At 63.1% G+C, this 25,033-nt stretch carries 22 protein-coding genes; 12 read left to right on the top strand and 10 right to left on the bottom strand.

Annotated features, from left to right (window positions below):
• The first annotated feature begins 174 nt into the window (after positions 1-174).
• Complete coding sequence (locus tag I6L37_RS01660; protein WP_216993112.1) at positions 175-1,458, top strand: ferric reductase-like transmembrane domain-containing protein; 1,284 nt, start codon at positions 175-177, stop codon at positions 1,456-1,458.
• Here the strand turns inward: I6L37_RS01660 and I6L37_RS01655 are convergent.
• A complete protein-coding gene (locus I6L37_RS01655; protein WP_216993111.1) occupies positions 1,441-4,608 on the bottom strand; it encodes a S41 family peptidase in 3,168 nt (1,055 codons plus the stop codon). The two genes, I6L37_RS01660 and I6L37_RS01655, sit on opposite strands and share 18 nt — an antisense overlap.
• A gap of 280 nt (positions 4,609-4,888) precedes the next feature.
• On the opposite strand from I6L37_RS01655, the gene I6L37_RS01650 reads away from it, so the two are divergent.
• On the top strand, positions 4,889-5,365 hold the full coding sequence (locus I6L37_RS01650) for a murein L,D-transpeptidase family protein (RefSeq protein WP_026457107.1): 477 nt from the start codon (positions 4,889-4,891) through the stop codon (positions 5,363-5,365).
• An 84-nt stretch (positions 5,366-5,449) separates the two neighbouring features.
• Here the strand turns inward: I6L37_RS01650 and I6L37_RS01645 are convergent, their stop codons facing one another.
• From I6L37_RS01645 to I6L37_RS01625, 5 genes are all read right to left on the bottom strand, one after another.
• Entirely contained in the window at positions 5,450-5,896 is a 447-nt protein-coding gene (locus tag I6L37_RS01645; protein WP_201941939.1) for a two pore domain potassium channel family protein, read from the bottom strand.
• A gap of 76 nt (positions 5,897-5,972) precedes the next feature.
• Positions 5,973-7,004 (bottom strand): DUF2955 domain-containing protein, encoded by a 1,032-nt coding sequence (locus I6L37_RS01640; RefSeq protein ID WP_216993110.1) that lies wholly within the window; start codon positions 7,002-7,004, stop codon positions 5,973-5,975.
• A 34-nt stretch (positions 7,005-7,038) separates the two neighbouring features.
• Positions 7,039-8,166 carry an HlyD family secretion protein gene (locus tag I6L37_RS01635; protein WP_216993109.1) on the bottom strand — a complete coding sequence of 376 codons (1,128 nt, stop codon included), beginning with the start codon at positions 8,164-8,166 and terminating at the stop codon, positions 7,039-7,041.
• Positions 8,167-8,184: 18 nt separating this feature from the next.
• Complete coding sequence (locus I6L37_RS01630; RefSeq protein ID WP_216993108.1) at positions 8,185-9,714, bottom strand: efflux transporter outer membrane subunit; 1,530 nt, start codon at positions 9,712-9,714, stop codon at positions 8,185-8,187.
• Positions 9,704-10,834, bottom strand: a complete 1,131-nt coding sequence (locus tag I6L37_RS01625) for an AI-2E family transporter (RefSeq protein ID WP_216993107.1) — start codon at positions 10,832-10,834, stop codon at positions 9,704-9,706. Before I6L37_RS01625 ends, I6L37_RS01630 begins: the two co-directional genes overlap by 11 nt.
• A gap of 531 nt (positions 10,835-11,365) precedes the next feature.
• On the opposite strand from I6L37_RS01625, the gene I6L37_RS01620 reads away from it, so the two are divergent.
• The 5 genes from I6L37_RS01620 (at position 11,366) to I6L37_RS01600 (ending at position 15,412) form a co-directional block, all read left to right on the top strand.
• Entirely contained in the window at positions 11,366-12,088 is a 723-nt protein-coding gene (locus I6L37_RS01620) for an AzlC family ABC transporter permease (protein WP_042070478.1), read from the top strand.
• A 2-nt stretch (positions 12,089-12,090) separates the two neighbouring features.
• A complete protein-coding gene (locus tag I6L37_RS01615; RefSeq protein ID WP_042070476.1) occupies positions 12,091-12,423 on the top strand; it encodes an AzlD domain-containing protein in 333 nt (110 codons plus the stop codon).
• Positions 12,424-12,547: 124 nt separating this feature from the next.
• The gene (locus I6L37_RS01610) at positions 12,548-14,074 is read left to right on the top strand and encodes a YjjI family glycine radical enzyme (protein WP_216993106.1); all 1,527 of its coding nucleotides are present in this window, start codon (positions 12,548-12,550) and stop codon (positions 14,072-14,074) included.
• Between the two features lie 11 nt (positions 14,075-14,085).
• Positions 14,086-14,976 (top strand): YjjW family glycine radical enzyme activase, encoded by an 891-nt coding sequence (locus I6L37_RS01605; RefSeq protein ID WP_216993105.1) that lies wholly within the window; start codon positions 14,086-14,088, stop codon positions 14,974-14,976.
• A gap of 112 nt (positions 14,977-15,088) precedes the next feature.
• Positions 15,089-15,412: a DUF1820 family protein gene (locus I6L37_RS01600; RefSeq protein ID WP_026456223.1), complete on the top strand. Its 324-nt coding sequence runs from the start codon at positions 15,089-15,091 to the stop codon at positions 15,410-15,412.
• Between the two features lie 47 nt (positions 15,413-15,459).
• Here the strand turns inward: I6L37_RS01600 and I6L37_RS01595 are convergent, their stop codons facing one another.
• The 3 genes from I6L37_RS01595 to I6L37_RS01585 all read right to left on the bottom strand — a co-directional run bounded on the left by I6L37_RS01595 (position 15,460) and on the right by I6L37_RS01585 (position 18,216).
• Complete coding sequence (locus tag I6L37_RS01595; RefSeq protein WP_216993104.1) at positions 15,460-16,392, bottom strand: LysR family transcriptional regulator; 933 nt, start codon at positions 16,390-16,392, stop codon at positions 15,460-15,462.
• 209 nt (positions 16,393-16,601) lie between these two features.
• Positions 16,602-17,798: an amino acid aminotransferase gene (locus I6L37_RS01590; RefSeq protein WP_216993103.1), complete on the bottom strand. Its 1,197-nt coding sequence runs from the start codon at positions 17,796-17,798 to the stop codon at positions 16,602-16,604.
• 142 nt (positions 17,799-17,940) lie between these two features.
• A complete protein-coding gene (locus I6L37_RS01585; RefSeq protein ID WP_216993102.1) occupies positions 17,941-18,216 on the bottom strand; it encodes a metal/formaldehyde-sensitive transcriptional repressor in 276 nt (91 codons plus the stop codon).
• 70 nt (positions 18,217-18,286) lie between these two features.
• Between I6L37_RS01585 and dmeF the strand changes: the two genes are divergently transcribed.
• The 5 genes from dmeF (at position 18,287) to I6L37_RS01560 (ending at position 24,308) form a co-directional block, all read left to right on the top strand.
• The gene (dmeF, locus tag I6L37_RS01580; RefSeq protein WP_216993101.1) at positions 18,287-19,234 is read left to right on the top strand and encodes a CDF family Co(II)/Ni(II) efflux transporter DmeF; all 948 of its coding nucleotides are present in this window, start codon (positions 18,287-18,289) and stop codon (positions 19,232-19,234) included.
• 274 nt (positions 19,235-19,508) lie between these two features.
• The gene (locus I6L37_RS01575) at positions 19,509-20,516 is read left to right on the top strand and encodes a Fe(3+) ABC transporter substrate-binding protein (protein ID WP_216994107.1); all 1,008 of its coding nucleotides are present in this window, start codon (positions 19,509-19,511) and stop codon (positions 20,514-20,516) included.
• 39 nt (positions 20,517-20,555) lie between these two features.
• Positions 20,556-22,181 carry an iron ABC transporter permease gene (locus I6L37_RS01570; protein ID WP_216993100.1) on the top strand — a complete coding sequence of 542 codons (1,626 nt, stop codon included), beginning with the start codon at positions 20,556-20,558 and terminating at the stop codon, positions 22,179-22,181.
• Positions 22,182-22,278: 97 nt separating this feature from the next.
• Positions 22,279-23,313 carry an ABC transporter ATP-binding protein gene (locus tag I6L37_RS01565; RefSeq protein ID WP_201941900.1) on the top strand — a complete coding sequence of 345 codons (1,035 nt, stop codon included), beginning with the start codon at positions 22,279-22,281 and terminating at the stop codon, positions 23,311-23,313.
• 89 nt (positions 23,314-23,402) lie between these two features.
• Positions 23,403-24,308, top strand: coding sequence for a Dyp-type peroxidase (locus tag I6L37_RS01560; protein WP_201941896.1), 906 nt, complete (start codon positions 23,403-23,405; stop codon positions 24,306-24,308).
• Between the two features lie 99 nt (positions 24,309-24,407).
• On the opposite strand, the gene argR is transcribed toward I6L37_RS01560, so the two are convergent.
• Positions 24,408-24,878 (bottom strand): transcriptional regulator ArgR, encoded by a 471-nt coding sequence (gene argR, locus I6L37_RS01555; protein WP_005340378.1) that lies wholly within the window; start codon positions 24,876-24,878, stop codon positions 24,408-24,410.
• Positions 24,879-25,033 lie beyond the last annotated feature (155 nt).

The following is a 25,033-nucleotide window of genomic DNA, read 5'->3' as shown; positions in this document are numbered from 1 at the left end:
GTGGGCAGTTCGATCTCTGGGGGAAGGGGCCTGCGGGCCCCTTCGTTGTCTGTGCTTGTCACACATTGCCACAAACTTTCCCCCTGCTGGCAAAGTCTTGTGACCTGATGGGTCTGTAATGAAACCATGGACAGGGAGACGAGGCCCTGTGGTATGCAAACCAAGGAGCATGTGATGACGGGCAAACAGATGCTGTGGGGATGGCCACTGCTGGCGGTGGCCATCTGGTGGCTTGGCTATGGGGGGGATGCCGGCAATTTCTGGCCCTGGCGCCATGAGATGTTGCTGCTGACCGGCCTGCTGGGGATGGGATACATGGCGATCTCGCTGGTGCTGGCGCTGCGCCTGCCGCAGCTGGAAGCCTGGTGTGGCGGGCTGGATCGGATGCTGCGGCTGCATCGTCACAGCGCCATTGCGGCGGCCCTGACCCTGACCGGCCACTGGTTGCTGGTGGAGGCCCCCAAGTGGGCGGTCTCGGCCGGCTGGTTGACGCGCCCCGCACGCCGTGGCGCGGGTGGTGGCAACGGTGGGGGCGTTTCCCTCCATGCGCTGGGCAATGAACTGGGAGAGTGGGGTTTTTATCTGCTGATCGCCCTGGTGGTAGTGAGCCTGCTGGCGCTGGTGAGCTACGGGCGTTTTCGCCTGATCCATCGGCTGGCGCCCCTCATCTATCTGGCGGGCTGGATCCACGGGCTCTGTCTGCTGCCCAACATTGGCTGGCTGAGCCCGCTCGGCATCGCCATCTGGCTGCCCGGCGGGGTGGCGGCCCTCGGTGCGTTTTACTCCCTGCTGGGACGGGTGGGGGCCAGCGATCGACATGCCGGCCGCCTGGTGGCCGTGCGGGAGCTGGCGGATCAGACCAGCGAGCTGACCATGGCCCTTGAGACACCACTCGCCCACTATCGCCCCGGCCAGTTCGCCTTCTTCGAATTCGATGCCAAAGAGGGGCCGCACCCCTTCACCCTGGTGCGGGTCTCGCCGGAGCGGCGCGAACTGGTGATCGCGGTGCGGGCGCTCGGGGATCATACCCGCGAGCTGTTAGCGGCGGCTCGGGTCGGGGATCCGGTACGGGTGACCGGCCCTTACGGCGCCTTCGTCGCCCCCCTTGGCCGCGGGCGGTCACTCTGGTTGGGGGCCGGGATCGGCATCACCCCCTTCGTCGCCTGGCTGGAGGCGATGGCGGCCCGTGGTGAGCGCGGCGAGGGGATCACCCTGATCCAGTGTGCCCCCGACAAGGCCGGCGCCGTCTATCGGGCGCGGATCGCCGAGCTGTGCCAGCGCACCGGGGTGCGTTATCAGTTGCATCTGGACAAGGAGGCGGGACGGCTGGATCTGGCGCGGGTCGCCGAAGGGGCGCCCGGCCAGGTCTGGTTCTGCGGCCCAGAGGGGATGGCAGACGCCCTGACCCGGCTGCTGCCGGACGGGCGTCTGCACCGCGAGTTATTTCGCTTTCGCTGACAACTGCTCGAGGGCAGCCTGTACCGCGGCCTCCAGCTGGGGGTCGCGCCCCGCCAGCATGTCGGTCGGGGTGAGGGGAACCTGGCGATCCGGGATCAGCTCCTGATTTTCGTAGAAACTGCCGTCGGGTTTGCGCAGCCCCAGGCTCGGGATGCCGTAACCGAGCCCCGGGATCAGGCGGGACTCATGGGCATAGACGGTGGTGCCGGTGCCGGGAACCGGCTCACCTATGATGGGGCCAATCTTGAGGGCGCGGTAATACTCGGGAAAGGCGGAACCTTCCGAGTAGCTGCCGGCATTGGCCAGCACCACCGAGGGTTTGGTCCACTGGCGGGTAGCGGCATCCGTCGCCCCCTTGCCAAGACGTGGCCAGTTGACCGCCATCCCCTTGGCGCGGCCGTTGCCGGTGAGAAACTCCACCAGGGTATTGGCAAGATAACCCCCCTTGTTGAAACGCACGTCGACGATCAGGGCCTCGCTGCCGCGCAGCCGCCCGAGCGCCTGTGCCACCAGCTCCTCGTAGACGGCGTTGCTCATCTCCGGCAGATAGACGTAGCCGACGCGCCCCTTGCTCAGGGTCGCCACCCGATCGCGCCGCTTGGCGACCCAGGCATCGAGTTGCAGGGCATACTCTTGCTGCAGATCGATGGCTGTCACCTCCACCTCGTCAGGCTCCTTCTGGCCCGCCTGCTGGAAGGTGAGGGCAAGCCGGGTCCCGGCCTGGTGGTTGAGCGCCTGATCGAGGGCGGCCAGATCCGGGATGGGGGTGTCGTTGATGGCGAGCAGGCGCGCACCGGCCCGGATATCGCTCTCCTGATCCAGCGGGCCGCCGGCCAGCAGGCTGGCCAGCATCACCCCCTGTTTACTCTCCTGCCAGTAGCCCCCCAGGCTGGCAGTGTCATCCGCCAGACGCGGGAAGGGGGCCGGGCCATAGCCCCAGGTGTGGGAGACGTTCAGCTCGCCGGCCAGCTCGGCCAGCAGATTGCCGAAGTCGCGGCCATTGCTGATGCCGGGCAGCAGGGCACGGTAGCTGGCGACATAGCCGTCCCAGTCCACCCCGTTCATGTCGTCGCGATAGAACTCCTCCCGAGTGAGCCGGGTGATCTGGTCGAAGGCGGCATTCATGCGGGCCTGCCAGCCGCTGTCCGATGGCAGGGCAAAGGGGGCGCTGATGGCTTCGCCAGATTCGAGCGCTACCTGGGTGACCTCTCCCTCCCGTACCAGGGTGGCGAGGGTGGCCTCCTTGTTGAGGCTGGCCAGGGCGGGACCGGGCTGTTCGGCAAACAGCTGGCGAGTCTCTCCCTTGCGCAGATCCAGGGTGTAGCCCTTGATCTCGCTCTGTTCGTCGGTGCCTGGCTCTTCCACCAGATAGGTCAGCTGATCATTGACCAGACGGCTGGCGAGCAAAGTGCCGGCGGGCAGCAGTTGCAGCGCCTCCCGATGGGCCAGGCGATCGGTCTCGAAGCCATAGCCCTCCTTGGGCGGATCCTGTTCGGCCAGGAAGTCGGCCTTGGCGGCGCGACTGCTGTAGATGCCGAGCAGGTTGTTGCCAAGAGGCTCGCCATCGGCCCCCAGGGCGCCGTACTTGGTCGATTGCCAGTAGAGGATGCCACCATCCTCGCTCCAGGCGGGGGCACTTTCCTGATAGCCGCTCAGGCTCACATTGACCGGCTTGGCCTTGGCATCGCCGGTGTCGATGACGGCGATCTCCTGCTGGGCCGAGTCGGGGCGCAGGGTGAGCGCCAGATGGCGGGAGTCGGGGGCGAAGGCGAGATCCACCTCGTGACGGGCGGGGTTGAAGCTGGCGGGCACCAGTTCGCGCTGCTTGTTGCTCGCCAGATCCAGCAGGTGGATGGCCTGGCCGTCCACCACGAAGGCGAGCTGCTTGCCATCGGGAGAGAGTACGGGCCGGCTGATCCCCTTGCCGGGAATGGCCAGCAGCAGGCTCTCTTGCAGGCTGCCCGGATCGCTGAAGAGGCGTTCCGGATCCGCCTTGCGCAGGCGATAGAGGGCGGCGGGCCCCTGCTGTTCGGAGAGATAGATAAGCGAGCGCTCCTTCTCGGCGTAGAGGGGGCTCGACTGCTCGCCGGGATCCCGGGTCAGCCGGCGTACCCGCTCCCGCTCCGGATCGACGGCAAACAGGTTGCCCTCGCTCACCAGGATCAGCTCCTTGCCCTCCTCGTTGACCAGCGCCTCGTCGGCATGAGTCAGGGACTGGCTCTGTTCATCCGGCGCCGTCGCCACCTGAGGCGCGATGGCCAGCTTGCGCGGCTGGGTGCTGCCGGCGTCGAGCCGGTAGAGCTCTCCCAGCCAGGACCAGACCAGATCGCCCCCGCGGGAAGCGCTGAGCCCCCGCACCGGATGGCCCTGGTAGTGGGTGAGCTGCTGCTCCTTGCCGCTGGCGAGATCCCGTTGCCAGACGTTGAAGTCCCCGCTGCGCTCGCTGAGATAGAAAAGGGTGTTCCCGTCGTCGCGCCAGACCGGATCGCTGGCGGCGATCCTGTCTTCGGTCAGCTGCCGGTGCTGCTTGCCGTCAAACAGCCAGAGGCGGGAGACGGCGAAGGATTGCTGGTGTTTGCGAAAGGGTTGATCCATGGTCGGCATCTGGTAGGCCAGTCGTTCCCCGTTGGGGCGGGCCAGGGTGGCCGGCAGCGGCAGATCGGCCTGCAGCTTGCCGCCAGTCACCTGCGTCCAGTAGAGGGCGCTACCCTGCATCCCTTCGGCCACGAAGTGGTCGGCCTTGGGATCCCAGGGGCGCTGGCTGCTCAGCAGCAGGCGCTTGCCATCCGGGCTGAAGGCCTGGGGCAGATCGGCGCGCGAGTCGCGGGTGAGGCGCACCATCTCCCCGCCGTTGACAGGCACCACAAAGACGTCTTCGTTGCCGTAGAGGTTGGCGGCAAAGGCGATCAGCTTGCCATCCGGCGACCAGATCGGTCGCTGGCTCAGGTAGTCACTGCCGGTCAGCGCAGTGGCAGGCCCCCCGTCAGCGCTGCCGACGAAGATGCGCCCCTGCCAGGTGAAGGCGAGTTGTTTGCCATCGGGGGAGAGGGCGGGCTCGCGTAGCCAGAGTGCCTCGGCGGCGAAGCTGGCCGGCAGCCAGAGCAGCAGGGGAGAGAGCAGCAGGGGGATGAAACGGTACGAAGAGCGCATGGCGGGGTCCTGTCGAAGAGTCCAGTCGCTATCTTCGCCGATCACCAGTGTGGGGGCTAGCTGGAATTGCACTCGTATCTTGTTGTTTTAATTATTAATTAATAAAAAATAAACAGGCAGCTCAAGGAAAGGCACAGCGGGGACGCAAGATATGTTTATCTGACATATTGAGTATTGATGGCGATCCAATATCATGGCGCTCGCTTGCCAGTTGGCTGGCGAGATTCAGATGATGAGATCAAACGCAAAAGCCCGCACCAGAGGCTTGCCGAGGGATGGAATGAGAGCCGTATTGCTGTGTCTGTTGGGGCTTTGGCCCGCATTGAGTTTTGCCACCCTGTCTGCCGACATGGTGGTAGTGAAGAAATCCACCTATAGCTTGACCCTGATGAAGGATGGCAAGGAGGTGAAACGCTACTGGATCGCCCTGGGGCCGGCCCCCATGGGACACAAGCAGCGGGAAGGGGATCAGCGCACACCGGAAGGGCGCTACACCCTGGACTACAAGAAGACCAACTCCGGCTTCTACAAGGCCATTCATATCAACTACCCGAACCTGCAGGACATCCAGCGCGCCAACGAGCTGGGGGTCAATCCGGGTGGTATGATCATGATCCACGGTCAGCGCAACAACGTGGGCAACGTGCGGGTGCAGCCCTCCAACTGGACCAATGGCTGCATCGCCATGCTGAACCACGATCTGGATGAGATCTGGGATGCCATCGAACCCGGTACGCCCATCGTCATCGAGCCCTGATTCGGGTAGAGACAGATAAAAATACAAAAACGGCAGACCCTGGGTCTGCCGTTTTTTATTGCCATTTTTTATTGAAAAACAGCCTTACTTCAACCGGTTGGCGTTGTTGAGCTGGGTCTTGATCAGCGCTTGCAGCACGGCCATCAGGGCGGCCCCCGTCATGCCGAACATCAGCACGCCATTGGCCGCCTCCAGCGGTCCCAGCATCTTCCACTGCTGCTGCATCACTATGTCGCCATAGCCGAGTGAGGTGAAGTTGACCCCGGAGTGGTAGACAGCCTCATAGATCTGCTCGAACTGACCGAGGCCGAGAAACAGCAGGCCCCAGATCATGATCTGGATGAAATTCCCCAGCATCAGCAGGACCATCACCACCAGCAGGGGGCCGACGCCACGGCCCAGCCAGCCCGGGGTGGGGTTGTTGTGGACCTGGTTGATATAAAAACGCACCGCCCGAAAGGTCAGGCTGGCTTGCAGGACAAGGCAGATCAGCATGGTAGGCAATCCCACCAGCAGGTTCATCAGCATCATGGGTGGCCCTCATGGTTGGTTGGATCAAACGGGATGGCGGTCCCGGGGATCGGGCCCGCCAGTAGTGACATCATCGTCATGGGTGAGGCTCCCTGGGGATCATCGCGATCCCGTTTCTGCGCCCCGCCCGCCAGCGCTCCAGCACCCAGATGGCGCCCCAGGCGTAACAGGAGACCAGGATGAACAGGGCGAGCCGGAACAGGGAGGCCTGCATCACGTCCTTGCCGTTGGCGCTGTCCTGGATTGCCGGCCCCAGCAGGATGATCACCGTCATCAGGGCGTTGCTCCAGAAGGAAGCGGGCAGACGGCTCGGCACTATCCGGAACAACCGGCGGCCGAGCCAGAGGCAGATCAGCATGACCCATAGCATCAGCATCCAGAGGCTGGGCAGCAGGGCCAGGCCGAACCATGCGAGAGCCGCGATCAGGGCGCCCATCAGGGTCGAGCCCACCAGCTCCTTGCCGGCGTTGCGCGCCTGGGTGGTGCAGGCCTGCTGGCTCAGCGCCACCGTCTTCATGATGGCGGCCAGATAGTGGGCCGGATCCTGCAGCGCCATCACCAGCACGGGCAGCACTATGATGACGGCGCGTAGCGCCACCCAGCCAGCATTGTCCGGACTGAGGTGTTCGGGTTTGGGGAGGGGGGCCCCCTCATCCGGAAACAGGTTGTGGGAGACCGAGCTGATGAAGGCGCCCAGTATGATGCCGATCGCCAGCGCCTGGATCACCACGAAGGCGAGGGCCTGGCTTGCCGTGCCTGCCACCGGGATCAGGGTGAGGGTGGCCACGAGCAGCAACAGCAGCGGGTTGCCGTTTTTCAGCCCCAGATAGAAGAGGCCGAACAGCAGCAGGGCGATCAGCAGCATGGCGCTGGTGCCATAGTGCTGGAGCAGGGGCACCATCAGCACGCCGGTGCCCATCAGCACCATGAGTGCGCCCCCTATCATCAACCCCTTCATGGTGGAGAGTGGCGGGCCCGGTTTGCACAGCAGCATGATCACCACCAGGCTGCTGAGGTGGGGCAGGGGCAGCGCCAGGCCATAGGTGATGAGGATGCACAGCCCCATGCCCAGGGTCAGCCTGAGGATTGCCTTGTCGGCCCTGTGCATCAGCCTCTTCCTCGCTGGTTCATGACGGGCACGCTCAATAGAGATAGGAGAGCAGGCTCATCAGCCTGATGAAGAGGGCTCCCAGGCCGTTCATCAGCCAGTTGTCGCCACTGTAGACCAGTACTTCGGCCTGGCCGCCGACCCGGATCCCCTGCAACCGTGACAGCTCTTCCTTGTCGAACTCGATGGCCACCGGGAAGCGCTGGGCCTGGCGCAGCCAGTCGCGGTTGTTCTGCACTGTGGGCAGGCTGCCCGCCGCCGTCTGGTTGCCGGCACTGACCCCGTTGCCCAGGCTGCGGATCCGCCCCTTGAACACCTGACCCGGCATCACATCCAGCACGATGGCGACCTCGTCGCCCGGGGCCAGATTGCCCAGGTTGTTCTCCGTCATGTCAGCGCTGATCCAGACGTCGTGGATGGCGATCAGGGTCATGGCGGGAGCCCCTGCCGAGACAAACTGGCCGACGTCGGTACGCAGATCCGTCACCAGCCCGCGAGAGGGGGCGAGTACTTTGGTGTGGGCGAGATCCAGCTCGGCCTTCTCGATGGCGGAGCGGGCACTCATCAGCTGGGAGTTCTTGTCACCGCTGTTGCCAGCGGCCTCCTTGGCCTGGATCAGGCTGGCCTCGGCCGCCTTGACCTGGCTCTGGGCCTGAACCCTGGTGGCGCGGGCGACTTCGAGGCGGCGCACCGAGATGGCGCCCGGATCCTCGGCATAGAGCCGCTCCTGGCGATTGGCATCCTGCTCGGCCTTGAGGCGGTTGGCCTTGGCGGCCTGGAGCGAGGCCTCGGCGGCGGTGACACCGGCCGAGGCGGCGTTGACCGAACGCAGCACCGAGTCGTAATCGGATCTGGCCCGTTGCAGCGCTATCTGGTACTGGCTCGGATCGATCTCGAACAGGGGCTGGCCCTGGGCCACGTCGTCATTGTTCTTCACCAGCACCTGTTGTACCTGGCCGGAGACCTGGGCGGCGATGGGGACCACGAAGGCCTGCACCCTGGCCTGTGAGCTGTAGGGAGTCAGGCGATCGGCGGCAAAATACCAGAGCAGGCTCAGGCCGATGAGGACGAGCAGCAGCTGGGTCGCGACGCGGCTCCCCTTGCCCGCAGGGGCTGGGGGAGCAGACGGAGTAGGTTGGGAAGGCTGGGGATCTTGGCTCATGGTCTTCTCGTCATCACATTAGGGGGCACGGGCGGCGGGCAGGGGATCGGTCAGCATGGGGCCCCAGTCGCTGCGTGATTGCATCTCCTGGCGGCTCTGCTCGTCGAGCAGGGGACGAGTGCGTCCTTGTTGCCAACCGCCTCCCATCGCCTTGTAGAGGGAGATAAGGCTGAGCATCACGTTGCCGCGGCTGCTGACCAGTCGCTCCTGCTGACTGAACAGGGCGCGTTGGGAATCGAGCACCCGCTGGAAGTCGGCCATGCCCTCACGGTAGCGGATATTGGCTATCTCGAGGGAGCGGCGGGCGGCCTGCTCCGTCTGCTCCAGCAGTACTATCTGCTCTTCGTTTTTGGCAAGGCCGATGGCGGCGTCGTCGATCTCGCGGGCCGCAGTCAGCAGGGTGTTCTGGTAGCTCTCCTTGAGCTGCTGGAAGCGCGCATCCTGCACCAGCACGGCATTGCTGAGCAGGCCATGGTCAAACACATTCCATTTGAAGCTTGGCCCTATTCCCCAATCCAGGGTGGTGCTGCTGCCGGAGAGTGAGGTGGCCGAGAGGCCGAGGGATCCCAGCAAGGTCAGGGAGGGGTAGAGCTCGGCCTCGCTGACGCCGATCAGGGCCGACTGGGCCGCCATCAGCCGCTCGGCACTGCGCACATCCGGGCGACGGCGGATCAGATCTGCCGGCAGCTCGCTGGCCAGCTGCAGGCTGGCGTGCGGGATTTTGCCAGTGTTGTCGCTCATCTCGGGCAGGGGGCCGGGGGCGCGAGCCAGCAGGGTGCTCAGGGCATTCTGGCTCTGCCGCAGACTGGCCTCCAGCGCCGGGATCCCGGAGAGGGTGCTCAGGTACTGGGTCTTGGCCTGCTGCACGTCCAGCTCGTCGCTGTTGCCGCTGCGAAACTGCTTCTGGGTGATCTCCAGACTGCGTTGTTGCAGGCGGGCGTTCTCCCGGGAGATCTGCAGCCGCGCCTCCAGGGTGCGGATGTTGACGTAGAGAGTGGCGACCTGGGCGGCCATCAGGACCTGGATATCGTCGTACTGGGCCAGGGTTGCAAAGTAGCTGGCATCGGCCGCTTCAATGCTGCGCTGGAATTTGCCCCAGAAATCGATCTCCCAGCCGAGGTTGGCCCCAAGGCTATAGCTCACGAAATCGGTGTTGGGGCCATCCCGCACCTGGCCGACCGGCATGGCGCTGCCGCTGACCTGCTGCAACTGGGGATAGCGACTGGCATCGGCGATGCCGAGCTGGGCCCTGGCCTCCAGGATGCGCAGGCCGGTGGCGCGTACGCTGTGGTTCTTGCTGAGCGCTTCCTGCACCAGGGCGTCGAGCACGGGATCCTGGAACTGGGTCCACCACTGGTCGTTGGTGTCGGCAAACGAGTTTCCCTTGACCTGGCCGAGGGAGCCCCCCTGCCAGGTGTCGGCGGCGCCTCCCTCGGGTTTGACATAGTCCGGCCCCAGGGTGGTACAGGCGCTCAGCAGCAGGCTGCCGAACAGGGCGACCCCGAGGGGCGCCCTGTGATGAAGGTGACGACTTGGCTTAGGGGGCATCTTGCGGCTCTGCGGCTTGGTTGTCGCCGCCCTGGGGGGCGAGATGGTGCCCGGCCACCCAGGACATGAAGACCTGATAGCCGATGGCGAGCAGGGTGGCACCGACAAACATGCCGAGGATGCCGCTCGATACCATGCCGCCCAGGGCGCCCAGCAAAATGATCGGCATGGGGGCGTCGACACCGCGTCCCAGCAGTATGGGCTTGAGCACGTTGTCAGCCAGGCCGGAGGCAACCAGCATCACGGTGTAGATGATGGCCGGCACGGTGGCGTAGTCGCCGCTGCTCCAGATGTAGATGACGGCGGGGATGAAGATCACTGCGGCCGGGATCTGGGCGATACCGAGGATCAGGGCAACCAGGGCGATGAGGCCGGGTGCCGGGATGCCGGCGATGGCGACCGAGAGACCCAGCAGGATGGCCTGGATAAAGGCGACCCCGATCACCCCCATGGCCACGGCGCGGATGGTCGCGGTGCAGAGGGTGGCGAACTCGTCACCCCGGGCATCGCCCATGACACGGGTGGAGATGGCCTTGGCACTCTGATGGCCCGGCATGCCGTAAGCCATGATGATGCCGGCGATGGCGAAGGAGAGGATGAACTGCAGTATGCCGGTCCCCATGCTGGCGACCATGCCGAGCGCCGTCTTGGCGATGTTGCCAATCTTGGGCTGCATGCTCTGGATAAAGGCGGGCAGATCGGTCGCCGCCATATGCCAGGCGGCATAGAGCTTGTCACCTATGACAGGCCAGCCCGCCACCGACTCCTTGGGCAGGGGGAGTTGCAGGGTGTTGTTCCTCATGTCGTGGATGAGGCTTGTGATGGTGTCGGCCAGCGAGCTGGTCAATATCGCCGTGGGCACCACGATCAGGGCTATGCCTCCCAGCACCAGCAGGGTCGCCGCCCGGCCCTGGCGATTGCCCAGTCGTGCCGCCAGACGCTGGTGAGCGGGATAGAGGGTCACTGCCAGGATCAGGGCCCACAGCATCAGGGTCAGGAAGGGAGAGAAGATCCCGTAGCAGATGATAACCAGGGCCAGGATCAGTCCCGCCTTGATAAGTACATCCAGCAACTTGTTAAACAAGCGGCGTTCCAGTTCCGGGTTGGTATCGTATTGCATAGCGGGCTCTCACGGTGAAAGTGAAGTCGGATTTATCTCATAGGGGGTTATTTTCAGCGGGGCATTTTTAAATTCACTAGCTGTCCCCAAGCTTAACCAGCTAACTATTTATAAAAACAAGGCAATTAAATGACATTGTGTATCAATGCATTACATGGCTGCTTTGGAGTGTCTCACATTTTGATGAATATCAAATATCCTCCTTTTATATACGCTAGTCATTATTTGAATATAGAGCCTGATGATTAATTAGAAAGTTTAATAAGTGGTGTTATTTATATTTTTCAGAATAAAGCTTTGCTCATTTATGGTTGTTAGCTGAGTTATCAGTATCTATTTCTGCGGCGCGTCTTGAAGGGCGTGGAAAATATTTTTTGCATCCTCCATGACAGAAATCATACCGGTTATGGGCAGGGGGCGCCGAGCAAGCACGACGTGCTGGCACTGACAGAGTCATCACTTGCGACAGAAGTTAGCGTTTCTGCGCGGCTATGGTAGCTTGCTGGTTTTGTTCGGTTGTGGAAAACAGATATGGACGTCAATCCTGCAGCGCTGTCTGGCGGTGCTTCTCGCCTGTCCCGAGTGCGCTGGTGGCAGGCGACACTCGATATTTTGCCCCTCTCCATCTCGGTCATCCCCTGGGGGATATTGTGCGGCGCCTTGGCGCTGCAGGTCGGGTTGAGCCCGCTGCAGGCCCAATGCATGTCGCTGCTGGTCTATGCCGGCGCGGCCCAGCTTTCGGCCACCACTTTGTTCGGGGCGGGCACGCCGCTGCTGCCCATCATGGGGTCAACGATTGTCATCACCTCCCAGCATCTGCTGTACGGCTTTACCTTTCGCCGTGACGTGCTGCCGCTCTCCCTGCGCTGGCGCGCGAGTCTCGCCTTCTTTCTGACCGACGAGATGTTCGCGGTGGCGCTCAAGGACAGGGAGCACAACGGGCGCTTCGACCCCGCCTATGCCCTGATCGCGGGTTTCGTCTTCTATCTGTTCTGGAATCTGGCGACCCTGCTCGGCATCGCCGCCGGCCAGTACATCGACGGTCTGGATCAGATGGGACTGGATTTCGCCATCGCGGCCACCTTTATCGCCATGACCATTCCCGCCATGAAGAACCTGCCCATGGTGGCGGCGACCCTGGTGAGCGGATCCATGGCGCTGCTCACCAAGCCGTTGTTGGCGGAGGTCTACATCATCGTCTCGGCCCTCTCCGGCATGGTGGTGGGATACGTGCTGCACCGGATGAGGAGATAAGCATGACCTGGCTGATGATAGGCCTGCTGGCCCTGATCACCTTCTGCAACCGCTTCGCCTTCTTCTCGCGCCTGACCCGCTATCAGCCCGGTGCCGAGATGGGGGCCTTCCTCAGCTTCTCGGCCCAGTCGGTGCTGACCGCCATCTGGCTGCCCATCGTCTTCAGTTACGAGCCGGGGCAGGGGATCTCCTGGGATCCCGACTATCTGGCCGCCACCCTGCTGGTGACGGTTCTGACCCTGCTACGGCTGCCGACCCTGGTGGTGGTCGTGGTCGGCATGGGGGGCTTCTTCCTGCTGCGCTGGCTGGGGGGCGTGGCAGTGCTGTTGTCCTGATGGCGAACGGGGCGTGATCCCGCATGGCGGATGTCATTTATTGACATCCGCCATGTTGCCAATGTCACTTCAAAAAAGGCCTTCAAAGGGTAAGGATATGGTGTCATCTGTATAGGAGCGCCCCATGTCTTTCACCCAAGCCTGCCAGCGTATCGTTCGCGATCCCCTGCTGTCACCGGCCCAGAAGAGCCACGCCCTGGCGCTGGCCGCCGAAAATGCCCTGCCCTATCCCGACCTGCCCGAGGCGGTAAGCGAGGCGATGGCGCAGGGGTTTATCTGCGACATGTTCGAAGGGCATGCTCCCTACAAACCGCGCTATGTGTTGCCCGATTATGAACGTTTCCTCCGTCAGGGTTCCGCCTGGCTGGAACTGGCACCGCCGCAGGATTTCGACGAGGCGCTTGATGCCCTGCGCATCCTTTATCACCATGTCCCCTCCGTCACCGGCATGCCGGTCTGGCTGGGGCGGCTCGATCACCTGCTGCTGCCTTTCGTCGGCGGGCTGGATGACGATGCGCTCTATCGCAAGCTGAAAGCATTCTGGATCTACCTGGATCGGGTGCTGCCGGATGCCTTCATGCACGTCAACATTGGCCCTGATGGCAACCGTCTCTGCCGCCTGATCCTGCGCATCGACGGCGAGCTCAAGCAGGTGGCGCCGAATCTGACCCTGTTCCACGATCCTGCCGTGACGCCGGATGCGCTGCTGTTGCAGGGGGTGAAGAATATCGCCAGTTGCAGCAAGCCCCACATCGCCAACTACCCGATCCACAGCGCGACCTTTGACGAGCGCGGCTTTGGCATCGTCAGTTGCTACAACGCCCTGCCGCTGGCCGGTGGCGCCAACACCCTGGTGCGCATTTCCCTCAAGCGGGTGGCCGAACAGGCGCAGGGGATCGACGATTTTCTCGGTTGCCTGCTACCCCACTACTGTCGCCTAGCCTCCCAGTTGATCACGGCGCGCGCCGCGTTTCTGCACCGTGAGTCCGGCTTCTTCGACAGCTTCCTGATCAAGGAGGGACTGCTGGAAGAGGCGCGCTTCGTCCCCATGTTTGGCATCTATGGCATGGCGGAGGCGGTCAATATCCTGATGGACAAGGAGAATCTGCCGGATCGCTACGGCCGTGAGGAGGAGGCGAACCAGCTCGGCTATCGCATCTCTGCCCAGCTCGCCCGTTACGTGCAGGAGGCGCCTCAGCCCCACGCCTGGCGCGGTCATGCGCTGCTTCACTCCCAGGGCGGTCTCAGCGTGGATGTGGGCGTGACCCCGGGAGTGCGCATTCCCTATGGTCAGGAGCCGGATCCCGCCAGCCATGTGCTGGCCCTGGCGCCCCATCACGGCTTCTACCACTCGGGGATCAGCGAGATCCTCACCCTGGAGCCCACCATTCGCCAGAATCCGCAGGCGTTGCTGCAGCTGTGCAAGGGGGCACTCGCCATCGGTATGCGGGAGTTCACCGCCAACGTGGCGGACAGCGATCTGGTGCGGGTGACCGGCTACATGATCCGCAAAAGCGATGTGGCCCGTTTTGCCGAAGAGGGCTCGCGGCTGCAGACCACCTGTCTCGGTGCCGAGGCGAGCGAGGTGACCGCCATCCGCCAGCGGGCGCCGCGGGTCATCGCCCATGAGGCGCTCGTCAGCGAACTGTGAATGGCGGCGACATGAAAGATAGCGCCAGGCAGTGCAGCGCCCGGGTCAGCCGGATGTTGCCCTTCTCCTGTGTCGACGGGCCGGGCAACCGCCTGGTGCTGTTTCTGCAGGGGTGCAATTTCAACTGCCCAAGTTGCCACAACCCCCACACCATAGGCTTGTGCGATCACTGCGGTGACTGCGTGCCAGGTTGCCCAAGCGGGGCCCTGACCCTGGATGAGGGCAGGGTGAGCTGGCAGGCGGCGCTTTGTACCGATTGCGATGCCTGTCTGGATATCTGCCCCCGTAGCGCCAGCCCCAAGACCAGCATCATGACGGTGGCCGAGGTGCTGTCCCTGCTGCGCCGCTACGGCCCATTGCTTACCGGCATTACCGTCTCCGGCGGCGAGGCGACGACCCAGCTCCCCTTCGTGATCGCCCTGTTCACCGCCATCAAGCAGGCGCAGGATCTGGCGCACCTGACCTGCCTGCTCGACAGCAATGGCTCCCTGGCGGAAACCGGCTGGCGGCGGCTGTTGCCCGTGCTCGATGGCGCCATGATCGATCTGAAGGGGTGGCGAGAGTCGGTACATCTATCCTTGACCGGCTATGGCCGCGAGCGGGTGCTGGCCTCGCTGCAACTGCTGGCGGAGGAGGGCAAGCTGGCCGAGCTGCGCCTGCTCCATGTGCCGGGGTGCAGCGATTTTCTCGATGGGCAGGGGGAGCTGGCGCCTGACCTGATCGCCTTCTTGCGGCGATTGGGATCTGTGCCCATCCGCCTCAACGGTTTTCGTCACCACGGGGTGCGCGGCGAGGCACGAAACTGGCCGCAGGCATCCCGCAGCGAACTGGTCTTGCTGGCCAATCGGCTAACCGGGATTGGTTTGGGGCCAGTCTCGTTGCCAGCCCTGATGAGTGAGTAGTTATCCGGTTCTGCCGGGCAGGATAAAGGCTGCAACTGTGATTTCTGTCTATTGGTCGGGGAGCCGGACGGCGGCTAGAATATCGGCCATTCTCCCTCAATGACAGATAATCATGAGTGAAAGCAAGGCGTTATATCGGGTTCAGTTCATTTGCCACAGCGAGCGCTATGAGGTGTATGTGCGCGAGGTCAATCAGGGGCAGCTGTTCGGCTTTATCGACATTGCGGATTTTGTCTGGGACACCCACTCGGCTCTCATCGTCGACCCCAGCCACGAGAAGCTCAAGAGCGAATTTGCCGATGTGCGCCACACCCTGATCCCCATGCACCAGGTGCTGCGCATCGATGAGGTGCAAAAACAGGGGGCTGCCCGCATCACCGAGCTTGGCAACAACGTCTCTCCCTTCCCCGGCCCCATCTATACCAAGCGTCCCTGATAGCCGGGGTCATGTTTCGCCCAGCCTGAATATGACTTGCCGCCCGCTCAGGGCGGCGAGAGATCCCGCCCCAGCGCCAGGATCCGTTGCCGGAACCAGTTGCGTGCCGAACTCTCTCCGGTCGGGCCGTACCACACCAGGCTGTGGCTCACCTTGCCGTAATCGAACGGGGCGGGACGCAGCGCCAGATCTGCCTGCTTTGCCATGTGGGCGGCCCAGCCGCCGACGGCGGTGAGGATCAGATCCGTCCCGGGCAGCAGGGCTGCCGCGCTGGAAAAATCCGGCATGGTGGCGCCAATTTGGCGCCTTACCTGCTGCTGGGCCAGGCTCTGCTCGAAGAAGGGATTGGCCAGTTCGCTGTCGCGAATGGCGATATGGCGCCAGCTCAGGTAGGCGTCGAGGTCCCAGTGTCGCGCCAGGGCCGGGTGATTTCGGCGCAGCAGGCAGACGAGCTTCTCTTCCCGCAGGGTTTCCCATACCAGCCCGGATTGGCGGGGCGGGGGCTGGCTCTGATCATGGGGCAGGATCACGAAATCGAGCTTGCCCGCGACCAGCGCCTCCAGCCCCTGTTCATCCTTGTTCCAGATCTCGGGAACCAGCCCGGGCACCTCCTGCATCAGCAGCCCCAGAATGGGGCCGACCGGCCAGGTCATCATGCTTTCCCGCATCCCCAGGCGCAGGGTGCCCTGCCACTGCAGAGGGTCGAAGGCGTTTTGCTGGGTCAGGCCGCTCAGCTCGCTCAGCAGCCGGTGCAGGGTAGGCGCCAGCCGTTCGGCGAAGGGGGTGAGCAGCAACTGGTTGCCCTGGCGGTAGAGCAGCTGGTCACCGAGCAATTCCCGCAACTGGTTGAGGGTTTTGCTGACGGTGGAAGGGGTGGTGCAGAGTCGCTCGGCGCAGCGGGTGACGCTCTGGCAGTCGAGCAGCAGGTGCAGGGTGACCAGATGGCGTCCTCCCAATCGGGACAGGGCGATCAGATCCATAAAGGCTCCTGAAAGAGGATGAAAGCGAAAAGAATCGACCAGCTGCCTACGGTACTGGCGAGCGCCAAGGTTGGGAAGTCAATTCGGGGTGACTGGATGGCGTACTCATGTTTGGGCGGGAGAGTGCAATCAGGTATCTGATGACTTCTGAAGTTGCATAAAGCGGGCAGGGGACAAGAAAAAGCCCCGCCAAAGCGGGGCTGACGGGATTAGCCCTTGAGCACGGCGGCCATGGCATCGGCCACGTAGTCGACGTTGCGGCTGTTGAGGCCGGCCACGCACATGCGACCGGAGCGCACCAGGTAGACGGCGAACTCCTCGCGCAGGTGGTCGACCTGCTCCGGCGTGAAGCCGGTGTAGCTGAACATGCCGCGCTGGTTGATGAAATAGCTGAAATCGCGGCCTGGCACCTTGGCGCTCAGCACTTCGTAGAGCTTCTGGCGCATCCCCTTGATGCGGGTGCGCATCTCGGTCACCTCATCCACCCACATGGCGTGCAGCTCGGGCTGGCTCATCACGGCCGCGGTGATCTGGCCGCCGTGGGTGGGTGGGCTGGAGTAGTTGCGGCGCACGGTGGCCTTCATCTGGCCCAGCACCCGGCTTGCCTCTTCGGCGTTCTGGCAGATGACCGACAGGCCGCCGCAGCGCTCGCCGTAGAAGGAGAGGTTCTTGGAAAACGAGTTGCTGACGAAGAAGCTGACACCGGCGGCGACCATGGCGCGAATGGCGTAGGCATCCTCCTCCAGGCCGTCGCCGAAGCCCTGATAGGCGATATCCATAAAGGGGATTAGCTTCTTCTCGACCACAAGGGTGATGACCCGATCCCACTGGGCGCGGGAGAGATCCACCCCGGTCGGGTTGTGGCAGCAGGGGTGCAGCAGCACGATGCTTTGCGGCGGCAGCTGGTTCAGACAGTCGATCATGGCGTCGAAACGGACGCCGCCGGTGGCCGCATCATAGTAGGGGTAGTCGTGCACCTTGATGCCGGCCCCCTCGAACATCGCCTTGTGGTTATCCCAGGTGGGGTCGCTCACCCACACCTCGGAGGTCGGGAAGTAGCGCTTGAGCAGATCGGCGCCGATCTTGAGGGCGCCAGAGCCACCTATGGTCTGGATGGTGGCGATCCGCCCCGCCTTGACCGCTTCATGATCGGCACCAAACAGCAGGTGCTGCACCGCGGTGCGGTAGTTGGCGGCACCCTCCATCGGCTGGTAGGGACGCGGCGCCGGTGCGGCGGCGCGCTGGGCCTCGGCCTGCTGCACCGACGGCAGCAGCGGGATGCGCCCCTGCTCGTCGTAATAGAGACCGATCCCGAGGTTCACCTTCTGCTCACGGGTGTCTTTGTGAAAGGTCTCGACCAGGGTCAGGATGGGGTCGCCAGCGTAGGCGTCGACGTGTTCAAACATGGGGGGTCCTTGCGAAATAAAATCCAGATGATGGCGATCAATGATCGGCGGTCATCATGGCGTAAAGCGGGCAAGGGCTCAAGCCCGGCGCACGTGGGGATGGCGGCTTCGGGCGATCATTTGCGGGCCGGTGGCTTCCCGATTACTTCAGGTAGGATCGCAGGACGCTGACTACCTGGTCGAGATCTTCCATGCGCTCGGCCGGAGTGGCTTCTGCGGCGCCAAGGTGCTCGCGCATATGGCCCTCCAGCACCTCCAGCATCAGGCCGTTGACGGCGCCGCGAATGGCCGCGATCTGCTGCAGGATGGCGGCGCAGTCGCTCTCCTGCTCCAGGGCATGTTCCAGTGCGCTGGCCTGGCCCTTGATGCGGCGAACCCGCGCCAGCAGCTTCTTCTTGCCGTGAATGGTGTGTGACATCAGGATCCCCTCGATCGATAAAACTATACTGGGGTATAGTATATGGCATGTCCCGCATCAGGAGAAATCCATGTCATCTCTCGCCTCGTCCCACTGCCATCAACCCGTCATTCACGAGGGGAATCCGCTCGCCGAACGCAAGACCCGCTGGGCCGTGCTGCTCACCGTCATCATGATGGTGGCCGAAATCGGTGGCGGCTGGTGGTTCAACTCCATGGCCCTGCTGGCCGACGGTTGGCACATGAGCTCCCACGCCCTGGCACTGGGGCTGTCGGTGTTGGCCTATCGGGCGGCGCGTCACTTCGCGCGGGATCACCGCTTCTGCTTCGGCACCTGGAAAATTGAGGTGCTGGGGGGCTTCACCAGCGCCCTGATGCTGGTGGGGGTGGCCCTGCTGATGTTGGTGGAGTCGGGGGAGCGGCTGCTCCACCCGAGCGAGATCCACTACCAGCAGGCGATCGCCATCGCCCTGCTGGGCCTGCTGGTCAACCTGGCCTGCGCCTGGCTGCTCAAGGACGACCACGGCCATCACCATCACGGCCATGATCACCACGGTCACGCCCATCATGGCCACGATCACCATGAACATCACGGTCATAGTGATCTGAACCTGCGCGCCGCCTATATCCATGTGCTGGCGGACGCTGCCACCTCGGTGCTGGCCATTCTGGCCCTGGTGGGGGGCATGTTGTGGGGAGCCGACTGGCTGGATCCCGTGATGGGCATAGTGGGGGCCGGTCTGGTGGGGGTTTGGGCGGTCGGGCTGCTGCGCCAGACCGGGCGGGTGCTGCTGGACGCCGAGATGGACGACCCCGTGGTGGCGGAGATCCGCGAAGTGATCGCAGAGCTGCCCGATACCGAGATCCGCGATCTCCACGTGTGGCGGGTGGGGCAGGCGCAGTATGCCTGTGTACTCTCCCTGCTGATGGCGGTGCCTCTGCCAGCCGGGCAGATCCGCGAGCGGCTCGCCATCCACGAAGAGCTGGTGCATGTGACCATAGAGGTCAACGGCCATTGAGCCTCAAGGGGGTCATCGACCCCCGCATCCCAACCGCGACCACTAGGTTGCGGGACTGGGGACGCGAGTGCGCCACCTCTTCCTCTCTCCTGATTTGTTGCTGGAAAGCCTCCTGTGGACGGAGGCTTGTTCGCCGCAGAGTGCTTCGCCCGCATTATTCATCCTGATTTAAATATGTGACTCCACACATCTGGTCGGCCTTGATTCCAGGGTGGGTAATATGCAGAATGCAAACGGCAATAGTTCTCACTCTAACTACCTCAAGGAATGGATGATGAAAATGAAGATGTTGGCACTGGCTTTTTCTGCGTTGGCGGCTCAATCGGCGTTTGCAGCAGGGGAAGTGAATGTCTACTCCAACCGCCAGGATGAGCTGATCAAGCCCATCATCCAGCAATTCGAGAAAGAGTCGGGCATCAAGGTCAATGTGGTGTTCGCCAAAGAGGGTCTGAACGAGCGTCTGGAGCGGGAAGGCAAGCTCTCCCCCGCGGATCTGATGCTGACCGTCGACATCAGCCGGCTGACCGATCTGGTGGACAAGGGCCTGGTGCAGCCGGTAGACAGCAAGATCCTGCAGGAGAACATCCCCTCCATCTATCGTGATCCGGAGAACCGCTGGTTCGCCCTGACCACTCGCGTGCGCGCCATCTATTCCAGCAAGGAGCGCCTCGGCAAGCTGGACACCATCAGCTACGAAGATCTGGCAAAACCTGAATTCAAAGGGAAAATTTGTACTCGCAGCGGCAAGCATGAGTACAATGTGGCCCTGGTCTCCTCCATGATCGCCCATCACGGCATGGCGGATGCAAAAACCTGGCTGGAAGGGGTCAAGGGCAACCTGGCTCGCAAGCCGCAGGGCAACGACCGGGATCAGGTCAAGGCGATCAAGGATGGCATCTGTGATGTCTCCCTGGGCAACAGCTACTACCTGGGCGCCATGCTGAAGGATCCGGCGCAGAAGTCCTGGGCCGATGCCGTCTATATCAACTTCCCTAACCAGGGGGATCGCGGTGCCCACGTCAACGTGAGCGGCGTGGCCATGACCAAGTATGCCAAGAACAAAGATGCTGCCCAGAAGCTGATGGAGTTCCTGGCCAGCGATACCGCCCAGCACATGTATGCTGACGTGAATGCCGAGTATCCGGTCAAGGCCGGGGTCGAGCCTTCCGCCATGGTCAAGTCCTGGGGTAGTTTCAAGTCTGACCCTATGCCGGTCAGCGATTACGCCAAGCACCGCAAGGACGCCTTGCAACTGCTGGATGAAGTGAAATTCGACTTGTAATCAGATGGGGCCAACGGCCCCATCAACATCTGTGGACACATGAAAAATTTTGGATGGATTACCGGCAGCTGGGCCACCGCCCTGCTGCTGGCTTTGCCGGTGCTTGCCCTCGTCTTCTCCGCCTTCTCGGCTGACGGAGATCTGTTTCGCCATCTCGCCGATACGGTGCTTCCCGCTTATCTTGGCAATACCCTGGGGCTGGTTATCGGGGTGGTGCTGCTCAGTCTGCTATTCGGCGTGCCCACCGCCTGGCTGGTGGCCATGTGTCAGGTGCCGGGGCGCCGTGCCCTGCAGTGGGCCTTGATGCTGCCCATGGCCATGCCCTCCTACATAGTGGCTTATGTCTACACGGATCTGCTCGACTACTCGGGCCCGTTGCAGGCGGGGCTGCGCACCCTGTTTGACTGGCAATCCCCCGCCGATTACTGGTTTCCGGCCATCCGCTCCCTCGGCGGCGCCGCCTGGGTGCTGGCGCTGGTGCTGTTTCCCTACGTTTATCTACTGACCCGCGCCTCCTTTCTGGAGCAGTCAGTCAGCCTCATTCACTCCAGCCGTCTGCTGGGCTGCACCCCCTGGCAGAGTTTTCGCCGCCTCAGCCTGCCGCTGGCGCGCCCGGCCATCATGGTGGCCGTATCGCTGGTGGCGATGGAGACCCTGGCCGATTTTGCCACCGTCCACTTCTTTGCCATCAACACCCTGACGACCGCTGTTTATGACACCTGGCTCGGCTACGGCAGTTTGGCCACCGCCGCCAAGCTCTCCTGCCTGATGCTGCTGGCGGTAGTGCTGCTGATCGCGATGGAACGTCGCTCTCGCCAGCGCCAGCAGGTGTTCCAGAAGTCCATGGGTCACGAACAGCCGTTGCGCTACCCGCTCAAGGGGGCGCGACGCTGGTTGGCTGCGCTCTGGTGCTGGGGGCTGGTGCTGGCCGGCTTCGGCCTGCCATTCGTCATCCTGCTGGATTATGGGGTGCGTTATTTCGAACTCTCCTGGACGCCGGAGTTTGTCCGCTTCGCCGGCAACAGCCTGCTTATCTCGGCGCTGACTGCCCTGCTTGCCATGGGGATCGCCCTGTTGCTCGGTTTCTTCCGTCGCCTCGACGGTGGAGTCAAAAGCCTGCTGCCCCTGCGCATCGCTGCCATGGGCTATGCCATGCCGGGCACAGTGCTCGCCATCGGCGTGCTGGTGCCGCTGACGGCCCTCGATTTTGGTATCAACGATCTGGCCGAGTGGCTCGGCCGTCAGGGCCCGGGCCTGCTGCTGACCGGTACCCTCACCGCCATCGTGTTCGGTTATCTGGTGCGCTTCGTGGCCATCGCCATCGGCTCGGTGGAGAGCAGCATGGGCAAGATCTCCCCCAGCCTCGACATGGCGGCCCGCTCCCTGGGACAGGGAGATGGCGGCATGCTGCGGCGGGTGCATCTGCCGCTGGTGCGTCGCGGCCTGTTTGCCGGTGCCATGCTGGTGTTCATCGAATCCATGAAGGAGCTGCCCGCCGCCCTGCTGCTGCGGCCGTTCAACTTCGATACCCTGGCGACCCATGTTTACCAGTTCGTGTCGGACGAGATGCTGGAACGAGGGGCACTCGGCGCCATCGTCATCGTGCTGGTGGGCCTGTTGCCGCTCATCTGGGTCAACCGCAGCCTGGATGGCCCGGGCCACTGACCCCGAAAACATGTTATAAACAGCGCCACCCCGCACTGGCGCGGATTGTCGACCGGCCACGGCCGGTTTGAGTCAAAAGCATATGAGGATGTAAGTCGTGTCTTGCCTGCAGGTTGAGAATGTCAGCTGCCGTTACAACGGTCGCAATGTGCTGGAACAGCTGTCCCTGACGGTGGCCGACAACGAGATCGTCTGCCTGCTGGGGGCGAGCGGTTGTGGCAAGACCACCTTGCTCAAGGCCATCGCCGGTCTGATGCCACTGGCAGAGGGGGCGATCCGCCTGGGCGACACCCTGCTGGACGGGCCGAGTGCGAGCGTGCCGCCCGAGGCGCGCAACATCGGCATGATCTTCCAGGATTACGCCCTCTTCCCCCATCTGACGGTGGCGGACAACGTTGGCTTCGGGCTGACCCGGCTCGATCGTTCGGCTCGCCAGCAGCAGGTGGAAGAGGCGCTGGCGCTGGTCAACCTGCAGGGGCTGGGGGATCGCTATCCGCACCAGCTTTCCGGTGGCCAGCAGCAGCGGGTCGCCATCGCCCGCGCCCTGGTGTGCAAACCCAGGCTGATGCTGCTGGATGAACCCTTCTCCAACATCGACACCCAGGTGAGGATGAAGCTGATCCTCGAGATCCGCGCCCTGCTCAAGCAGCAGGGGATCGGCGCCATCTTCGTCAGTCACAGCAAGGAGGAGGCGTTCGCCTTCGCCGATCGACTGGCGCTGTTCCGGGCCGGTCATATCGAGCAGGTGGGCCAGCCGGAGCAGCTCTACCGCCGCCCGCAGAACCGCTTCGTGGCGGAGTTTCTCGGTGGGGTCAACTATCTGGCCGCCGAAGTGGTGGACAGCCACTGCGTGCAGACCGCGCTCGGCGTGGTGTGCGGCACCGAGCCCCACGGTCGGGCGGTGGGCGAGCGGGTGCAGCTGATGCTCAGGCCCCAGCAACTGTCGCTGGAGGCTGCGGTCGGTGGCGAGCTGAAAGTGCTGGAACAGCAATTCCTCGGCCACCACTGCCGGGTGATATTGGACATCCAGGGGCAGCGGCTGGAGGCGAGCATAGGCGAACCCCTCGCCGGTGAGCGGGCGCGGGTCAACGTTGCCCCCCATGCGCTGGTGCTGTTTGATCCATTGCCGTGACAGACCTGATATCGTTGTGAAATCAAGGAACTGACCCGATAGCGGTTTATAATCGCGCCATGCCCATTGCCCATACAGGGGAGAGATACATGAAAGCCCAAGCCGGGATCTGTGCAGAGCCGAATCTGCATGCCCTCTATCTGATGTTCAATCGTACCGGTGATGCAGCCGAGCTGGTTGCCCGTCTGGCCAAGATGCCTGCCCTGTGGGAGGCCGTCGCCGCCGATTTTCCCGATGCCGGTTTCAGCGGTCTGGTCGCCATCGGCTCCGATGCCTGGGATGACCTCTATCCCGCTGCCCGTCCTCCCCAGTTCCGCGGCTTCATGGCCCAGTCCGCCAATGGTCAGGAGGCGCCCAATACCCCATTCGATCTCTTCGTCCAGCTGCGTGCCGATCGGGTCGATGTGCTGCATCACGCCGGTCAGCGCGTGATGGCGCTGCTGGCCGGGCTGGTGGAGCTTGCCGAAGAGGTGCGCGGTTTCCGCAATCTGGATTGTCGCGATCTGACCGGTTTCGTCGACGGCACCGAGAACCCGCAGGATGACCACCGCGCCGAAGTGGCGCTGATCGACGGTGGCGAATTTGCCGGTGGCTCCTACGTTCACGTTCAGCGCTGGGTACACGCCATGAGCGACTGGGAGAAGCTGGCCCTGAAGGATCAGGAAGACATCATCGGTCGCACCAAGGCCGACAACATCGAATACGAGTCGGCCGACAAGCCGCTGACCTCCCACATCAAGCGGGTCAACCTCAAGACTCCGAAGGGGGAGTCCATGGAGATCCTGCGCCAGAGCATGCCCTGGGGCACCATGACCGAGCAGGGGCTCTACTTCATCTCCTGCTGCCGCACACCGCTGCACTTCAACGCCATGCTGGCCAGCATGTACAAGGGGGAGGGCAGCCACTTCGACCATCTGCTGCGCTTCACCAGGGCGGTGACAGGGGCGGCCTTCTTCGCGCCATCGGTCGACTTTTTGCTGGCCCGGGGCCGTTAAGTCCGAGCTGGCAACAAACCCGAATCAGCAGAGAGTGCAGATAACAAAAATCCCGGCCTTGGCCGGGATTTTTCGTTCAGGTCGGGTCGTCAGGCCTGATTAAGGGGTCTGTTCGAACAGCTCGAGGGCGGAGAGATAGAGCTCTTCGATGTCGGTATCGCTGGTGGGGGTGATGAAGATGGTGTCATCACCGGCGATGGTGCCGAGGATCCCTTCTGCCTTGCCGAGGGAGTCGAGCAGACGAGCGATCAGCTGGGCCGCACCCGGACTGGTGTGGATCACCACCAGGGCGCCGTTGTGGTCGACGTCCAGCACCAGGTTCTTGAGCGGGCTGGAGGTGGTGGGCACGCCCAGTTCCACCGGCAGGCAGTAGACCATCTCCATCTTGGCATTGCGGGTGCGAACGGCGCCGAAGCGGCTTAGCATGCGCGATACCTTGGACTGGTTGATGTTCTCGAAGCCCAGCTCTTGCAGGGCGGTAACGATTTCTGCCTGGGAGCCGAATCGCTCTTCTTTCAGCAAGGCTTTAAAGGCCTTGGCCAGTTTTTCTTGCTTGTCGTTGTGTTTCATCTTGGTCTCACGAATGAGGAGGTGTAGCGGCCTGCGAGAGGGCAGGCGGCAGATACGAACAGCGCGGCCATTTTGCATTCATATGCCGATTTTTGCAAGGAAGCGGCGCTTGTTCTGCATATTGATTCAAAAATGGCTTGCGTGAGCCTTGATAA

This window comes from Aeromonas sp. FDAARGOS 1407 (genome assembly GCF_019048725.1).
Lineage (GTDB): Bacteria > Pseudomonadota > Gammaproteobacteria > Enterobacterales > Aeromonadaceae > Aeromonas > Aeromonas enteropelogenes.
The sequence above is the reverse complement of the archived record's forward strand: the minus strand, read 5'-3'. Positions and strand labels throughout refer to the sequence as shown.

Coding starts and splice junctions, on each gene's coding strand:
- I6L37_RS01660 (WP_216993112.1), top strand. CDS start 175: ATGACGGGCAAACAGATGCTGTGGGGATGGCCACTGCTGGCGGTGGCC.
- I6L37_RS01655 (WP_216993111.1), bottom strand. CDS start 4,608: ATGCGCTCTTCGTACCGTTTCATCCCCCTGCTGCTCTCTCCCCTGCTG.
- I6L37_RS01650 (WP_026457107.1), top strand. CDS start 4,889: ATGAGAGCCGTATTGCTGTGTCTGTTGGGGCTTTGGCCCGCATTGAGT.
- I6L37_RS01645 (WP_201941939.1), bottom strand. CDS start 5,896: ATGATGCTGATGAACCTGCTGGTGGGATTGCCTACCATGCTGATCTGC.
- I6L37_RS01640 (WP_216993110.1), bottom strand. CDS start 7,004: ATGCACAGGGCCGACAAGGCAATCCTCAGGCTGACCCTGGGCATGGGG.
- I6L37_RS01635 (WP_216993109.1), bottom strand. CDS start 8,166: ATGAGCCAAGATCCCCAGCCTTCCCAACCTACTCCGTCTGCTCCCCCA.
- I6L37_RS01630 (WP_216993108.1), bottom strand. CDS start 9,714: ATGCCCCCTAAGCCAAGTCGTCACCTTCATCACAGGGCGCCCCTCGGG.
- I6L37_RS01625 (WP_216993107.1), bottom strand. CDS start 10,834: ATGCAATACGATACCAACCCGGAACTGGAACGCCGCTTGTTTAACAAG.
- I6L37_RS01620 (WP_042070478.1), top strand. CDS start 11,366: ATGGACGTCAATCCTGCAGCGCTGTCTGGCGGTGCTTCTCGCCTGTCC.
- I6L37_RS01615 (WP_042070476.1), top strand. CDS start 12,091: ATGACCTGGCTGATGATAGGCCTGCTGGCCCTGATCACCTTCTGCAAC.
- I6L37_RS01610 (WP_216993106.1), top strand. CDS start 12,548: ATGTCTTTCACCCAAGCCTGCCAGCGTATCGTTCGCGATCCCCTGCTG.
- I6L37_RS01605 (WP_216993105.1), top strand. CDS start 14,086: ATGAAAGATAGCGCCAGGCAGTGCAGCGCCCGGGTCAGCCGGATGTTG.
- I6L37_RS01600 (WP_026456223.1), top strand. CDS start 15,089: ATGAGTGAAAGCAAGGCGTTATATCGGGTTCAGTTCATTTGCCACAGC.
- I6L37_RS01595 (WP_216993104.1), bottom strand. CDS start 16,392: ATGGATCTGATCGCCCTGTCCCGATTGGGAGGACGCCATCTGGTCACC.
- I6L37_RS01590 (WP_216993103.1), bottom strand. CDS start 17,798: ATGTTTGAACACGTCGACGCCTACGCTGGCGACCCCATCCTGACCCTG.
- I6L37_RS01585 (WP_216993102.1), bottom strand. CDS start 18,216: ATGTCACACACCATTCACGGCAAGAAGAAGCTGCTGGCGCGGGTTCGC.
- dmeF (WP_216993101.1), top strand. CDS start 18,287: ATGTCATCTCTCGCCTCGTCCCACTGCCATCAACCCGTCATTCACGAG.
- I6L37_RS01575 (WP_216994107.1), top strand. CDS start 19,509: ATGAAAATGAAGATGTTGGCACTGGCTTTTTCTGCGTTGGCGGCTCAA.
- I6L37_RS01570 (WP_216993100.1), top strand. CDS start 20,556: ATGAAAAATTTTGGATGGATTACCGGCAGCTGGGCCACCGCCCTGCTG.
- I6L37_RS01560 (WP_201941896.1), top strand. CDS start 23,403: ATGAAAGCCCAAGCCGGGATCTGTGCAGAGCCGAATCTGCATGCCCTC.
- argR (WP_005340378.1), bottom strand. CDS start 24,878: ATGAAACACAACGACAAGCAAGAAAAACTGGCCAAGGCCTTTAAAGCC.